General features: G+C 64.2%; 13 protein-coding genes. 7 read left to right on the forward strand and 6 right to left on the reverse strand.

What is annotated here, in order from left to right; all coding sequences use genetic code 11:
* Positions 1-28: 28 nt before the first annotated feature.
* Positions 29-847: an ethanolamine ammonia-lyase subunit EutC gene (gene eutC, locus AC3ISG_RS08980; protein WP_489299031.1), complete on the forward strand. Its 819-nt coding sequence runs from the start codon at positions 29-31 to the stop codon at positions 845-847.
* 746 nt (positions 848-1,593) lie between these two features.
* Positions 1,594-3,012, forward strand: coding sequence for a CoA transferase (locus AC3ISG_RS08985; RefSeq protein ID WP_489299032.1), 1,419 nt, complete (start codon positions 1,594-1,596; stop codon positions 3,010-3,012).
* 22 nt (positions 3,013-3,034) lie between these two features.
* Here AC3ISG_RS08985 and argC read toward each other — a convergent pair whose 3' ends face one another.
* Positions 3,035-3,958 (reverse strand): N-acetyl-gamma-glutamyl-phosphate reductase, encoded by a 924-nt coding sequence (argC, locus tag AC3ISG_RS08990; protein ID WP_272633996.1) that lies wholly within the window; start codon positions 3,956-3,958, stop codon positions 3,035-3,037.
* A 116-nt stretch (positions 3,959-4,074) separates the two neighbouring features.
* Here argC and AC3ISG_RS08995 point away from each other — a divergent pair, with 116 nt between their 5' ends.
* Positions 4,075-4,959, forward strand: a complete 885-nt coding sequence (locus tag AC3ISG_RS08995) for a LysR family transcriptional regulator (protein ID WP_489299033.1) — start codon at positions 4,075-4,077, stop codon at positions 4,957-4,959.
* Positions 4,960-5,043: 84 nt separating this feature from the next.
* Here the strand turns inward: AC3ISG_RS08995 and AC3ISG_RS09000 are convergent, their stop codons facing one another.
* On the reverse strand, positions 5,044-5,475 hold the full coding sequence (locus AC3ISG_RS09000; RefSeq protein WP_122623737.1) for a nuclear transport factor 2 family protein: 432 nt from the start codon (positions 5,473-5,475) through the stop codon (positions 5,044-5,046).
* Between the two features lie 265 nt (positions 5,476-5,740).
* Here AC3ISG_RS09000 and yghX point away from each other — a divergent pair, with 265 nt between their 5' ends.
* From yghX to AC3ISG_RS09015, 3 genes are all read left to right on the forward strand, one after another.
* Positions 5,741-6,628: a YghX family hydrolase gene (gene yghX / locus AC3ISG_RS09005; RefSeq protein WP_485620918.1), complete on the forward strand. Its 888-nt coding sequence runs from the start codon at positions 5,741-5,743 to the stop codon at positions 6,626-6,628.
* A gap of 653 nt (positions 6,629-7,281) precedes the next feature.
* The gene (atzF, locus tag AC3ISG_RS09010; protein WP_489299034.1) at positions 7,282-9,102 is read left to right on the forward strand and encodes an allophanate hydrolase; all 1,821 of its coding nucleotides are present in this window, start codon (positions 7,282-7,284) and stop codon (positions 9,100-9,102) included.
* A 62-nt stretch (positions 9,103-9,164) separates the two neighbouring features.
* The gene (locus tag AC3ISG_RS09015; RefSeq protein WP_489299035.1) at positions 9,165-9,875 is read left to right on the forward strand and encodes a GntR family transcriptional regulator; all 711 of its coding nucleotides are present in this window, start codon (positions 9,165-9,167) and stop codon (positions 9,873-9,875) included.
* Positions 9,876-9,917: 42 nt separating this feature from the next.
* Here the strand turns inward: AC3ISG_RS09015 and AC3ISG_RS09020 are convergent, their stop codons facing one another.
* Both AC3ISG_RS09020 and AC3ISG_RS09025 read right to left on the reverse strand, forming a co-directional pair.
* Positions 9,918-10,790 (reverse strand): NAD(P)-dependent oxidoreductase, encoded by an 873-nt coding sequence (locus AC3ISG_RS09020; RefSeq protein WP_489299036.1) that lies wholly within the window; start codon positions 10,788-10,790, stop codon positions 9,918-9,920.
* A 151-nt stretch (positions 10,791-10,941) separates the two neighbouring features.
* Positions 10,942-11,898 (reverse strand): DMT family transporter, encoded by a 957-nt coding sequence (locus AC3ISG_RS09025; protein WP_489299037.1) that lies wholly within the window; start codon positions 11,896-11,898, stop codon positions 10,942-10,944.
* A 74-nt stretch (positions 11,899-11,972) separates the two neighbouring features.
* On the opposite strand from AC3ISG_RS09025, the gene AC3ISG_RS09030 reads away from it, so the two are divergent.
* A complete protein-coding gene (locus AC3ISG_RS09030) occupies positions 11,973-12,827 on the forward strand; it encodes a LysR family transcriptional regulator (protein WP_489299038.1) in 855 nt (284 codons plus the stop codon).
* 12 nt (positions 12,828-12,839) lie between these two features.
* Here the strand turns inward: AC3ISG_RS09030 and AC3ISG_RS09035 are convergent, their stop codons facing one another.
* Complete coding sequence (locus tag AC3ISG_RS09035; protein ID WP_489299039.1) at positions 12,840-13,205, reverse strand: glyoxalase superfamily protein; 366 nt, start codon at positions 13,203-13,205, stop codon at positions 12,840-12,842.
* Between the two features lie 57 nt (positions 13,206-13,262).
* Positions 13,263-14,471: an MFS transporter gene (locus AC3ISG_RS09040; RefSeq protein ID WP_489299040.1), complete on the reverse strand. Its 1,209-nt coding sequence runs from the start codon at positions 14,469-14,471 to the stop codon at positions 13,263-13,265.
* Positions 14,472-14,637: the final 166 nt, after the last annotated feature.

The raw sequence follows: 14,637 nt of genomic DNA on the forward strand, positions 1-14,637 counted from the left end.
ATCAGCAGTCGAGAGAAGGGCATGAGCCATGAGCGATGACAAGAAATCACCCGCACACGCCGATGCCTGGCAGCAGCTGCGGTCGCTGACCTCGGCGCGGATTGCCCTCGGGCATGCCGGTACCAGCCTGCCGACGGCGGCGCAGCTGGATTTCCAGTTCGCCCATGCACAAGCCCGCGACGCGGTGCATCTGGCGTTCGATCACGGGGCGCTGGCCGAGCAACTGGCGGGCCGCTCCCGCGAGACGCTGACCCTGCAAAGCTCGGCCACCGACCGCCATCTGTACCTGCAACGGCCTGATCTTGGGCGGCGTTTGTCCGAGGCGTCGGCTGCGCAACTGAAGGAGTACGCGGCGGCCCATCCTGAAGGATTTGATCTGGCGCTGGTGGTCGCTGACGGGTTGTCTGCCTTGGCGGTGCAGCGTCACAGCCCGGCGATGCTGGAGCGCATTGACGAAATGGCGGCAGCGGAGGGTTGGAGCCTGGCGCCGGTGGTGCTGGTGGAACAGGGCCGCGTCGCCGTGGCCGATGAAATTGGTTCGCTGCTCAAGGCGCGCATGGTGGTGATCCTGATCGGCGAGCGGCCGGGCCTCAGCTCGCCGGACAGCCTCGGCCTGTACTTCACCTACGCACCGCGGGTGGGCCTGAACGACGCGGCGCGCAACTGCATTTCCAATGTGCGCCTTGAGGGGATGAGTTACGCGATGGCGGCGCACAAGTTGCTGTACCTGATGCGCGAGGCCTGGCGCCGGCAACTGTCCGGCGTGAATCTTAAAGACGACGCACAAGTGCCGGTGCTGGAGGCGGGCGAGGGCAGCCGGCCGGGGAATTTTTTGCTGGGTGGATGATGAACCAAGCCAGTCCAGATGACCGTGCCCACGCTTTGCGTGGACATGCCCCCCGTGACGCTCCGCGTCAGCTTTGCAGGGCTGGAAATATCTGGCGTCTTTTCCGACGCCTTCCCGGCTAAAGCCGGTCCCACGTTTTAGTTCACAGCCAGTTTGACTGGATGCACGCGGTGCTTTTAGTGGGACCGGCTTCAGCCGGGAAGAGGCCAGCACAGCCGCTGCATCTCCATCGGCAGACAGACCCCCTTCGCGAGCAAGCTCGCTCCCACATAATCGTCGACGCCGCCGGATCTGAGCCAGCCTGCAGAACGTGTGGGAGTGAGCTTGCTCACGAATAAGCCAGCACATCCGCTGCATCTCCATCGGCGGAGACATCGCTTTCTCGGCTAAAGCCGGTCCCACGTTTTAGTTCACAGCCAGCTTGACTGGATGCACGCGGTGCTTTTAGTGGGACCGGCTTCAGCCGGGAAGAGGCCAGCACATCCGCTGCATCTCCATCGGCGGAGACATCGCTTTCCCGGCTAAAGCCTGTCCCACATTTTAGGTCACGGCCAGTTTCACCAGATGCACGCGGTGCTTTTAGTGGGACCGGCTTCAGCCGGGAAGAGGCCGGTCCGTCCGCTGAATCTCCACCGGCAGAGACAGGGCTTTCCCGGCTAAAGCCGATCCTACGAGCTGCGCGGTGTCAGCCCGCTTTCCAGATTCATTTGCTAGGCTGCTCCCACCACTCCCGAGAGCGCTGCCCCATGTCGACTGCCCATTCCGACTGTGCCACCCCGCACTTCTTACGTGAATTCTGGTTGGCCCTCGGCGGCGAGCCTCGCTACCTCGATCATCTCCAGATCACTGGCGAAGGCGCGCTGGCGTCGGCATTCCCGGTCACCGGCTTCGCCACCTCCGCCATCGCTGCCGCGCATCTGGCGGTGGGCGAACTGATTGATCAGGCCCACGGCGCCTCGCCTGCGATCACGGTCGATCGGCGGCTGGCCTCGTTCTGGTTCTCAACGTCCCTTCAGCCCCAGAGCTGGTCACTGCCGGCGCAGTGGGACGCGGTGGCGGGGGACTATCGCGCGGCGGATGGCTGGATTCGTTTACACACCAACGCGCCGCACCATCGTCAGGCCGCGCTCGCCGTGCTGAAAACCGCCGCCGAGCGCGACGTGGTCAGTCAGGCCGTGCTGCGCTGGAAGGCCAGTGAGCTGGAAAGTGCGGTGGTCGACAATCAGGGGTGTGCTGCCGCGATGCGTAGCGCTTCGGCCTGGCGCGAACATCCCCAGGGCCGCGCCGTCGCCGCCGAACCCTTGCTCCATCGCGCGCAGGCCCTAGCGGCACCGGCTGCAGCGCATCAGCCAAACCCTGCACGACCCGAATGGATCGTCCCGCGCGAACGTCCTTTGCAGGGCATCCGCGTGCTCGACCTCACGCGCATCCTGGCCGGCCCGGTGGCGACGCGGTTTCTTGCCGGTTTCGGCGCCGAGGTACTGCGCATCGACCCCCCTGGCTGGGACGAGCCCGGCACTGTGCCCGAGGTGGTGCTGGGCAAACGCTGCGCGCGGCTGGACCTGCGCGACCCTGCCGATCTCGCAGTGCTGGAGGGCCTGATCAGTGAAGCCGACGTGATGGTTCACGGCTACCGCGCCGACGCCCTTGCGCGGCTGGGCCTCAGTGCCGAACGCCGCCGCCAGCTCAATCCCGGTCTGGTGGATGTATCGCTCAACGCCTACGGCTGGACCGGCCCGTGGCGCGAGCGACGCGGTTTCGACAGCCTGGTACAGATGAGTTGCGGCATCGCCGATGCGGGCATGGTCGCAGCGGGAAGTGATCGCCCCGTGCCGCTGCCGGTGCAGGCGCAGGATCACGCCACCGGGTATTTGATGGCGGCAGCAGCCGTGCGTGGACTGACCGAGCGACTGACCACCGGGCAGGGCGTTCAGGTTCAAGCATCCCTTGCCCGCACTGCGTTATCGCTGATGTCGTTTGCCCCAACCGAGGCGCAGCCTTCAGCGCTGCCGCCGTTGAATCCGAGCGATTATTCCGCCGCCATCGAGCACACCGCCTGGGGCCCGGCGCTGCGCCTCAAACCCGCCGGGCAGATCGACGGCACGCCGACCCACTGGGATTTACCGGCGAGCGCACTGGGCTGCGTCGACGCGCGATGGCTGTAACGCGCGACGGGTCGAACGCCTGTCAGCCACCCGCAATCATCACATCCAGGTTCTGCACCGCCGCCCCGGCCGCGCCTTTGCCGAGGTTGTCAAACACGGCGGCGAGCAATACGTGACCATCGTTTTCAAACACCATCAGCCGCAGGTTATCCGTGCCATTGAGCTGGCGCGGATCAATCCCGGTCAGCGCGCGCGACTGCTCCATCGGCATGACTTCGACATACCCGCTGCCCTGATAATGCCCAGCCAGCGCGGCATGCAGCGTCGTGCCCGTCACGCCGTGGGGCAGCAGGCGCGTTTGCAGCGCGATGGTCAGCACGATGCCCTGACGAAACGCGCCATAGGCCGGAACGAACACCGGCCGCTCGCTCAGTCCGCTGTACTGCTGGATTTCCGGGACGTGCTTGTGCGCCAGGCTCAGGCCGTAGACCTGAAAAGGCACCGCCTGCGCGACATCCGGCCCCTCGAACTCATCGACCCCGGCGCGGCCTTTGCCCGAATAGCCTGACACCGCGTTGATGGTGATCGGGTAGTCGCGGGGCAGCAGGCCCGCCTCCAGCAACGGCCGCAACAAACCGACCGACCCGGTGGGGTAGCAGCCCGGATTGCTGACCCGGCGGGCGCTGGCGATGCGTTGTTTTTGCGCGTCGCTTATCTGCGCGAAGCCGTAGACCCAGTCGGGGTGGGTGCGGTGCGCAGAGCTGGCGTCGATGACCCGCACGTCCGGGTTGGTGATGCTCGCAGCCGCGTCGCGCGCGGCATCGTCCGGCAGGCACAGCACGGCAATGTCACAGGCGTTGATCGCGGCAGCTCGGCTCACAGGGTTCTTGCGATGCTCGGCCGGCAGGGTGACCACATGCAGGTCGGTGCGGCCTTGCAGGCGCTGGTGAATTTGCAGGCCGGTGGTGCCTTGGTCGCCGTCGATGAAAACAATAGGGAGGGGCATGGGTTCGATTCCGCAAAAAGGTCGTCAATGGACGCCATCTTCCAATCCACTCGTGAATAGAGAAAGTTGAATTTATTGACGGTAGACTTCAGCTTTTCTGAAGAAAGGGCCGTGCGATGCGGGAAATCAGTCTGGATCGGTTGCGCACGTTAGTGGCCATCGCCGATCACGGGTCGTTCGCTGAAGCGGCGCGAGTCCTGAACCTCGCGCCGCCGACGGTCAGCCTGCACATTGCCGATCTGGAGCAACGGGTGGGCGGCGTGTTGCTGTCGCGCACCCGCGGACGGGTTCAGCCTTCGGCCATCGGCGACACCCTGATCGAACGCGCGCGACGCCTGCTGGCTGATGCCGAACAGGCGCTGGAAGACGTTGAGCGTCAGGTTCAGGGACTGGCCGGGCGGGTGCGGCTGGGTGCTTCGACGGGAGTCATCGCGCAATTGCTGCCCCAGGCGCTGGAAACCCTGGCGCAGGTGCACCCCGGCATCGACGTGCAGGTTGCGGTGCTGACGTCGCAACAGACGCTGCAAAAGCTCGCGGACGGCAGCCTGGACATCGGGGTGATTGCATTGCCCCAGGCGCCGGTAAAAGGACTGTCGATTCAGCCGTGGCGGCGCGACCCGGTGATGGCGTTCCTGCCGGCTCGCTGGGACTCTCCGGCAGTGATAACGCCGTCATGGCTCGCCAGTCAGCCGCTGATTCTCAACGACGCCACCACGCGGCTCTCCCGCCAGGTGGCGGAGTGGTTTGCTGGCGAAGGGCCGCAGCCGACGCCGCGCATTCAGCTCAATTACAACGACGCGATCAAGAGTCTGGTGGGGGCGGGCTATGGCGCGACCTTATTGCCCCACGAAGCATCCACGCCAGCGCCCGAGAACCGCATTGTCATGCGTCCGTTGCAGCCGGCGTTGTGGCGGGAATTGGGCATTGCGCACCGGGCGGGAAGCGTCGAATGCTCGACCGGGTTTGTGCTGGAGGTGTTGCAGGAACTGGAGGCGTTATAGCTCAAGGGGGTAAGGCAGACGTGTAGCCGACCGGTGCGTGATCCTGTCAGGCGCCCGGTCGGTTACAGCGTGGCTGTCATGCCATCAGAATTTGAACGCCTGGCGCCCGATCAGCAGCCATTGGCCTTTCTGTTTCTGCCAGACCTGAAAGTTTTCGATCTCGGTCGGCACGACCTTGCCACTGTTCACAGCTTCTGCGGAGAAGTGATTGCGCACCAGGGCAGTGTCGCCGTTCATGTTGATTTTCTGGTTTTTCATCTCAAGGGTATTGAAGCCGCTGCGACCGGTTTCGATGTCGGCGATGAACTCATCCTTGTTCTGCACTTTGCCGCTGGAGTGGCCGTAGGTGACGTTGTCGGACGTCAGGGCTTTGAGGCCGGCGATGTCCTTGTGCAGCATCGCTTGGGTCATTTTGTCGACCGCTTTTTCGACGTCTTGCTCATCGGCAGAGGGAGCAGCGGCAACGAAGCCTGAAAACAGGCACAGGAAGCCGAGGGTCAGTTTGAGTCTGGTCATAGGTGCATCCTTTTTTATTGTTGATGGAAGCGTAAAGCAGAGGCCATCTGGCAAAAGTGGCTTTTGTACGTCGTCGTACAACTGCGCCGCTCAGGCTAGCCCACAACGGGCGTGTTGGAAAGGGAGTGTTTGAAAGCGGGGAGCCGCCGCGGCGCCTCTTGATACAGGCTGGCGAAATCCTGCTTTACTGAGGACTCGCTGCGGCACGTTCAGACGCTCGCTATCGCGCCTGTGGCCGTTGAACCACCGATGAGGATGCGCACAGATGACCCGTCTCACCGCCAAAGACTTCGCCCCGGAATTGCTGGAGCTCTATGACCACTATGTTCACGGCAAGATCAATCGCCGGGAGTTTCTCGATCGCGCGGCGGTGTTCGCCGTGGGCGGCCTTGCGGCGACGACGATTCTGGCCTCATTGAGCCCCAACTACGCGCTGGCCGAGCAGGTCGAGTTTACCGACCCGGACATCATCGCCGAGTACATCACGTATCCGTCGCCCAAGGGCCATGGCCAGGTGCGCGGGTATCTGGTGCGGCCGGCGAAGGCCGATGCCAAAGTCGCGTCGGTGCTGGTGGTGCATGAGAACCGCGGTCTGAATCCCTACATCGAAGACGTCGCCCGCCGTGTGGCCAAAGCCGGTTTCATTGCCTTGGCGCCTGACGGTCTGACGTCGGTCGGGGGCTATCCGGGGAACGACGACAAGGGCCGCGAGCTGCAGCAGAAAGTCGACCCGGAAAAGCTGATGAACGATTTCTTTGCGGGCATCGAATGGCTGATGGCGCATCACGCTTCCACCGGAAAAGTAGGGATCACCGGGTTTTGTTATGGCGGGGGTGTTTCGAATGCGGCCGCAGTGGCCTACCCGGAGCTGGCGGCGGCGGTGCCGTTTTATGGCCGGCAGCCCAGGGCTGAGGACGTGAGCCGGATAAAGGCGCCGTTGTTGTTGCATTACGCTGAGCTGGATAAGCCGATCACTGACGGCTGGCCGGCGTATGAAGCGGCGTTGAAGGCGGCGGGGAAGACCTATGAGGCTCATATTTATAAGGGCGCCAACCACGGTTTTCATAACGATTCGACGCCGCGGTATGACGATGCTGCCGCGACATTGGCGTGGAACCGGACGGTGGATTGGTTCAGGAAGTACCTGGTCTGAGGGAGCGCGGTGCGGCTGGGGAAGATCAAGAGCGTCTGCCTGGGGGCAAACTGTTTCGCCTTCGGCGACTTACTTTTGAAAAGCACCAAAAGTAAGCAAAAGTGCCTGCTCCTGGTTGGGCCCTTCCTTCGTCAGGGTTCCTTCACTCCGGTCTCGCTCCGTGGGCCCGCGCCGAACGGACATCCATGTCCTGACGGCGCTCTCGCCGCATCCATGCGGCTCGACCCACTGCGCGAGACCTCCGTTCAGCCTGCACCAAAGTCGCGACTGGCGGTGTTTGAGCCTTTTGCGTATGAAGATCAAAAGCAGATCAAGTGCTTCCCGGCTGAAGCCGGTCCTACGGGCACGAGCTGCTTTTTGTGGGACCGGCTTTAGCCGGGAAGAGGCCAGTGTGTTCACCACCACTTTCCGATCGTTCCTCACGCTCCGCGTGGGAATGCATCCCCTGACGCTCCGCGTCACCGGTCCCACTAGGTAAACGCAGTGTGGCGGCGGGCACCAAAACCCGGCACGCCGCGCTTTTTTGATGCGCACGATTGCTCCTCCAATAATCTGAAAACCACCCGCACCCCACGCCTACCTGGCCTCCCATCCCCATGGCCCGGCTTTTGCTTTTGTTGAATCCAAACTTGGATACAAGATGGAAGCCTCCCATGCACGACCTCCAAAGCTCTCATTTCGGCTGGACGATCAACGAGTGGCTGACGGCCTACCAGACCGGGCAGTTGTCCACTGACGTCCTGCTGTCGCTCGCCAGCACTTACCCGGCAACCGACACCGCGTGGATCGCCCGGGCCAGTCAGGCGCAGCTCAGCGAGCAGCTTGATGCACTCGCCGAGCGTCTTGATGCAGTCAACGGCGATATCGCGCAGCTGCCGTTGTACGGCGTGCCGTTCGCGATCAAGGACAATATCGACGCCGCCGGTTGGCCGACGACGGCGGCGTGTCCCGAATTTGCCTACACCGCAAGCAAGGACGCGACCGTGGTGGCTCGACTGCGCGCAGCGGGGGCGATTCTGATGGGCAAGACCAACCTTGATCAGTTCGCCACCGGCCTGGTCGGCACTCGCTCGCCCTACGGCGCGGTGCCCAACAGCTTTAATCCTGAATATGTCAGTGGCGGCTCCAGCTCTGGCTCGGCGTCGGTGGTGGCGCGGGGGCTGGTGGCGTTTTCGTTGGGCACCGACACCGCAGGCTCTGGCCGGGTGCCGGCGGGCTTCAACAACATCGTCGGCCTGAAACCGACCAAGGGCCGTTTGCCCAATACCGGGCTGGTGCCGGCGTGCAAGACAGTGGACTGCATTTCGATCTTCGCGCTGACGGTGGACGACGCGCAGAAAGTTGCCGGTCTCGCTGAAGGATTCGATGGCGATGACGCCTATTCCCGCCACAATCCGGGCACGGCGCCGGTGGGCTTTGGCGTCGCGATGAAGCTGGCGGTGCCGGACACTTTGGAGTTCTTCGGCGATACGCACAATCAAGCCGTGTTCGAACAGGCGCTGCATCGTTTGAGCGACATGGGCGCCGAGATCACCCGCATCGATTTCGCCCCGTTCAAAGCCCTGGCCGAGCAGCTCTATTACGGCCCGTGGGTGGCGGAACGCACGGTGGCCCTGGCCTCGATGCTGGAAACCAACCCCGACGCCATTCACCCGGTGGTGCGCGGCATTGTGGAAAGCGGCCTGGCCTACAGCGCCTGTGACGCCTACCGCGCCGAATACCTGCGGGCGACGCTGAGCCGCCAGATCAACGAGGCGCTGGCCGGCTTCGACGCGCTGGTCGTGCCCACCTCCGCGACCCTGCGCACCCAGGCGGAAATGGCCGCGGAGCCGGTGTTGTACAACTCGCAGTTCGGCTTCTACACCAACTTCACCAACCTGGCGGACCTCTCGGCCCTGGCATTGCCTGCCGGTATGCGTGCGGATGGCTTGCCGTCGGGCATCACCCTGATTGCACCGGCGTGGCACGATACCGCGCTGGCCCGGTTCGGTCAGCGCTGGCAGGAAAGCGTCGGCTTGCCGCTGGGCGCAACTGGTCGCTCACTTCCCGCGTCGCCACCTTCGCCAGCCGGTGCACCGCGCGGCAGCGTGCGGGTTGCCGTGGTGGGTGCGCACCTGACCGGCATGCCGCTCAACGTCCAGCTCACGAGTCGTGATGCCGTGCTCGTCGAACAAACCCTGACGGCGGCCGATTACCGGCTCTACGCGCTGCCCGGCACCGTTCCACCCAAACCGGGTCTGGTCAAATCCCCAGGCGGTACGTCAATCATCGTTGAGCTGTGGGACATCCCGCTGGCGCGTTTTGGCGAGTTCGTTGCCGAGATCCCCGCGCCGCTGGGCATCGGCAACCTCACGCTGAAGGACGGTCGCAGCGTCAAGGGCTTCATCTGCGAACCCTGGGCGATCGACGGCGCGCTGGACATCACCTCGTTCGGTGGCTGGCGCGCGTACATCGGCAGCCTGAAAAAAGCCTGACCCAACGCCTGACGCGGCCGGCGCACCAAACACAGCAAAAAGCCACGTCACGTCTAACCATCATGAGTCGGAGCACCCAGGTCATCATCCCTCATCAAAAACCCAAACTGCGCCCGGACAACCTGGCCGAGCGCATCTATCAGCAGCTCAAGGAGGACATCTTCGAGTTCCGCCTGCTGCCGGGAGATCGCTTCAGCGAAGGCGAGGTGGCCGAGCGCGTGCAGGCCAGCCGCACGCCGGTGCGGCAGGCGCTGTATCGGCTAGAGCGCGAAGGCTATCTGGAGGTGTACTTCCGCAGCGGCTGGCGGGTGAGGGCGTTCGATTTCAACTATTTTGAAGAGCTTTACGACGTCCGCGTCGTGCTGGAGTGCGCGGCGCTGGCGCGTCTTGAAGCGCTGGATCTGGAGCAACACCCGGTTATCGATGAACTGAAACACACCTGGCTCGTCACTCCCTCCAAACGCCTGCAACACGCCCAGCAAGTGTCAGCCTTGGACGAGCGTTTCCACTGCGCCTTGCTGGAGGCGGCAGGAAACACCGAGATGGCGCGCCTGCACCTGGAGATCACCGAGAAGATCCGCATCATTCGCCGCCTGGATTTCACCCAGGCGTCGCGCATCGAGGCGACCTACGACGAGCATGGGCAGATTCTCGACGCCGTGCTCAACGGCCACACCGAGCAGGCCCAGCAGTTGCTCACGCGGCACATCGAAATCAGCAAGCAGGAAGTGCGCAAGATCACCCTGCACCGGCTTCACGTCGCCCGGCCTTGAGCTGACGTCTGCACCTCGCATCGCCCACAAACCAAAGACCTCTCAGCGCGGATTGCGGCGCTCCGCCACTTCGGCCAACACCGCCAGGTCCATGTCGCCCTGACCGTGGTCGATGGCATCCTGCAAGTGGGCGCGAATCATCTCGGCGCTCGGCATCTCGACCGACACCTGGCTGGCGGCGGCCAGGACCAGATCCACGTCTTTAAGGCCCAGCACTGCCTTGAATGCCGCCGGCTCGTACGTGCGTTCGCCGATCAGCGCGCCATACCCGGCGTACACCGGGCCGGGAAAGATCGTCCCCGCCGCCAGCTCAACCAGATCAGCGGATTTCAGACCGTGGCGGGTGACGAGCACGGCGGCTTCGCTCATCGCCTCGATGGCCGAAACCAGCATGAAATTCATCGCCAGTTTCATCGCGTTGGCGCTGGAGGGTTTGTCGCCCATGCGCCAAGTCTTGCTGCCGATCAGGTCGAACAACGGCTGCACCCGGTCGATGGCTTCAGCGGAGCCGGCCGCCATGATGTTCAGCTTCGCCGCTGCCGCCATGTTGGGGCGGCCCATCACGGGCGCGGCGATGTAGTCGATGCCTTGTGCGGCGTGCAGCTCGGCCAGTTCATCGGCGAAGGCCACGGAGATGGTCGCCATGTTGACGTGAATCAGCGGGCCCTTGAGTTGTTTGAGCAGGCCGGAATCCAGCAGCACGGTGCGCAACGCCTTGTCGTCGGCGAGCATGCTGAACACCACGTCGGCGGCGAACCCTTGCGCAGGCTCGGTGACTGCCGTGGCACCTTGCTCGACCAGTGGCTGCGCGGCGTCGGCAGAACGGTTCCAGACCAGCAGCTCATGACCGCCTTTCAACAGATTGCCAGCCACGGCCTGACCCATATTGCCGAGGCCCAAAAAGCCGATTTTCATGGGGATACGCTCCAGTAGACGAAGGGAGTACGGCGCGAGAGCGCGCCACGCGGGGCGAGCAGGATCGTTCACGACCTGTGCAGCTCACCTTCCTGAAGGATGGGACCGCGCCGCTCTAGAACCGTGCCCGGCCATTGCACGTGCCCGAGCACTACCTGTGCCGCCCGCGCTGCCCGCGCTGCCCAGCCTGGCACGCCTCGCCGCGTATCACCAGGCCGATGCCGACACCGGAGACCGCCATGCCCAGCGCCATCAGCCACGACAGCGGTTCGTCGAACATGGCCCAGGCCAGCAGCAGTGTCAGTGGCGGGCTAAGGTAAAGCACGCTGGCAACCCGCGTCGGCGTGGCCCGGCGCAGGCACATCCAGTACAGGCCGTAACCGCCCACCGTCGACACTGACGTCCACAGCACACTCATCGCGAAACCTGCGTTGGGCATGGGCGCGAGACTCCCGTGCAGTCCGGCAACGACAGCAAACACGAAGGTCGAGACGAAGCACTGCAACCACAGGTTGGGCAGCAGGCCCAGCGCCGTGGGATCGGGGGAGTGTTTTTGCCACAGCGTGGCGACCGCCAGCGACAGCATGCCCAGCACCGGCAGGGCATAGGCCCAGGGCGGTGCGCTGCCCCAGGCCAGCGCGTCGTGGGTCGCCAGCATCACGCCCGCCAGGCCGATCAGCAACCCGACCCATACGCCGCGGGTCAATCGCTGGCGGAGCACCACGGCCGCCAGCACGGCCATGCCGATCGGCAAGAGATCAGCAAACAGCGCCGCCAGCCCGGCGGGCACACCCAGGGCAATCCCTTCGGTCACACCGAACAGATAACCGGCCATGGCCAGCAGGCCGATGCCGGCGTTTTTCAGCAGCACCGCGGTCGGCGTCTGGCGCAGTGGCCGGGCGACGAAGGGAAACAGAAGAAACGTGACCAGGATGCAACGCCAGAACACCACCAGCGACGCCGGCGCGTAATCGATGGAGAAGCGTGCGCCGATGAAGCCCGAGCTCCAGATGACCACCAGCCCGGCTTCGAGCAGCGGCAAGGGGATCGCCCGGCGTCGGGACGGAAGGGAGAGGCGCACGTTGGTCAGTTCGTTTGAAGTGTTCATGGACCCAACGTACCCAACGGCCGTAATCTAATAAATCAAAATAAACGACAGCAGTGCTTCGGGATCAGTGAACCATGAGCGCCATTCTGGATATCGAACAGGTCCGCACCTTTCACGCCGTGGCGCGCATTGGCAAGTTCAGTGCAGCGGCGGAACAGCTGCACAAAAGCCCGGCGGCGGTCAGCGTGCACGTGCAGCGGCTGGAAGCGGTGGCGGGCGGGCGACTGCTCAATCGTGACAATCAGTCGGTGTCGCTGACGCCGTTGGGCAAGCGTTTTCTGACCTCCACCGCTGCGCTGCTGAGCACCCACGATCACGTGCTGGCCGAGCTGCAGGGCACGCAGCTGGCGGGGCGCATCACCCTCGGGGTGCCGGACGAATACGCGACGCACCTGATTCGCGACGTGCTGCCGATTTTCACTGCCGCCTGGCCGAACATCGTTCTGGAGCTGAAAACCGCGCCCAGCTTCACGCTTCGCGATCAGGTGCGGCGGGGTCGGCTTCAGGTGGCGGTCATCGCCCAGCCGGAAGGCCAGCTGGGCGCGGACGATCAATTGCTGGTGCCGACGACGCCGGTGTGGGTCGGCGCCGCGCATCTTCCGGGGGATATGCCGGACCCGTTGCCCCTGGCCGTGCATGCCGCGCAATGCTCGTACCGGCAAGCGATGATCGAGTCGCTCAAGCGCAGCGGCCTGCGCATGCGCATCGTGCTCGAGAGCTCCTCCAATCAGGCGGTCAAGGCCTGCGTCGAAGCAGGCCTGGGGATCAGCGTCATCGACCGCGCCCGGGTCACCGACGGCATGCGCATCCTCGACGGCCTGCCGCCGATCGCTGACCACGACATCATCGTCGTGCGCTCGTCTGCTTCCCACGGCGATGACGCGGTGGACCTGCTGCGGCGGACGATCGGGCAGTATTTCCGCCTCTGACGGCGGCGCGGTTCAGTCCTCGGAGCGCTCGCAGAAGCGCAGCCGGTTGCCGAACGGGTCGGCGATTTCCATGACCTTGCCCCAGTCGAGGTCCTGGATGCCGGGGCGTGAATAGCCGTAGTTTTTCGCCAGCAGTTCGCGCTGCAGTTCGGCGATGTCGCTGACCGGCACAAAGAGCGTCGAGCCCGGCGTCGCGTCGCCGTGGTGTTCAGTCAGGTGGATCACGAACTGGTCGCGGCGGGCCTGGGCATACAGCGGCAGACCCGGTTCAAAGCGGTGCTCCCACTCCAGGCTGAAGCCGAGAAAATCCACATAGAACTCTTTCGCCTTGGCTTCGGAAAAGATACGAATCAGCGGTATCGCCGGGGACATCTGCACAGGGTTTCACTCCTTGATGGTCTGAGCGAGCGATTCTAGCCCAGAGTGGTCCGGCGGCTACCCCGCGTCTGCTTTAGAAGGCGGCTGGCGTACGTAAATCGCCAGCAACATCGCGCCGAGGCTCAAGGCGGCGAGGGCCAGCGAGCCCACATCAATCGCCAGATCCAGGCCCCATGCGGTGGCGGCGCGGCCCAGCAACAGAGCGACAACGCCCTGCATCAGGTACGCCACCAGAAACAGCGCCGACAGGGTCCCGGCCCGGTGATGCATCGGCGCGTGGGCGTTGATCAGGTTGAGGCCGCCCATGAACAGCAAGCTGTAACCGGCGCCGCTGGCTGCGCTGGAGAGCAGGAACACCGGCAGAGCGTGGGTTTTGGTCGCGAGCATGAGCAGCAACAGGCTGACGATGGAAAAACTCGCGCCGGCGATGATCGACAGCCTTGAACCGAAGCGTTTGCCGACGATGCCGGTGATGCCAAGGACGATGGCGAACAGCGAAATGGCGCCGCCGTTGACCAGCGCGTTGCTTGAGCCGATCAGGTCATGGGCGATCTGCGAACCCAGCGAGAGCATCGTCGCCCCAACCGAATACGCACTGAGTACCGCGCTGACCGACACCAGAAACGTGCGGCGCAGCGGCGGGTGAATGTGCGGCAGCTTCAGCGACCAGGGCTTTTTGCTCTCGGCCGGGGTGTGGCGCGGCAACCGCCAGACGCCGAACAGCGTGGCGCCGAGCACGACCACCAACACCCAGAAGCTCAGGCGCGTGGGAAGCGGCGCGTACTGGATCAGGCCGCCGCCGAGGATGAGCGCGGCGGCAAGGCCCGAAGCCTGCGCGGCAGTGGTGATGGCGCCGGCCAGTTTCGCCTTGCCCGGCGCGCTGAATTCGACGACCGCAGCCGCCGAAGGGCCTGCTGACAGCCCGACGCCGATGCCCATGAATGCCCGGCCGATCAACAACCAGGTGACATCGGGGGCGATAGCGAACAGCAGCACGCCGATCAGTGAAGCGCCGACACCCAGCAACATCGCCGCACGACGCCCGATGTAATCGGAAAGGTCGCCCAAGGCAATCAGCGTTGCCACGACGAATACCGGGAACACCGCGAAAATCAGCGTGGTCACGGTCGGCGTCAGTTGCCATTGATGGGCGTACAGCGGGTACATCATGGCGGGCGCGGCGCTGGTCCACAGCGTATGGGCCACCACGGCGGCCGCGACCCAGAAGCTGGTCTGCCGGCTCCATGTCGTGTGGGAGTGATTCATTCGAAGCGCCTCGCAGGGATCAGATGGGTGACATTAAGAGAGAGGGGTGGAGTGGGCTTGTACCGATGTGCGTTTGAGGGTGTTCACACTGGCCCCTTCCCGGCTAAAGCCGGTCCCACTGGATAAACGCGCGCACTTAGTGGGACCGGCTTCAGCCGGGAAGGCG

This window comes from Pseudomonas sp. GL_135, from assembly GCF_057834665.1.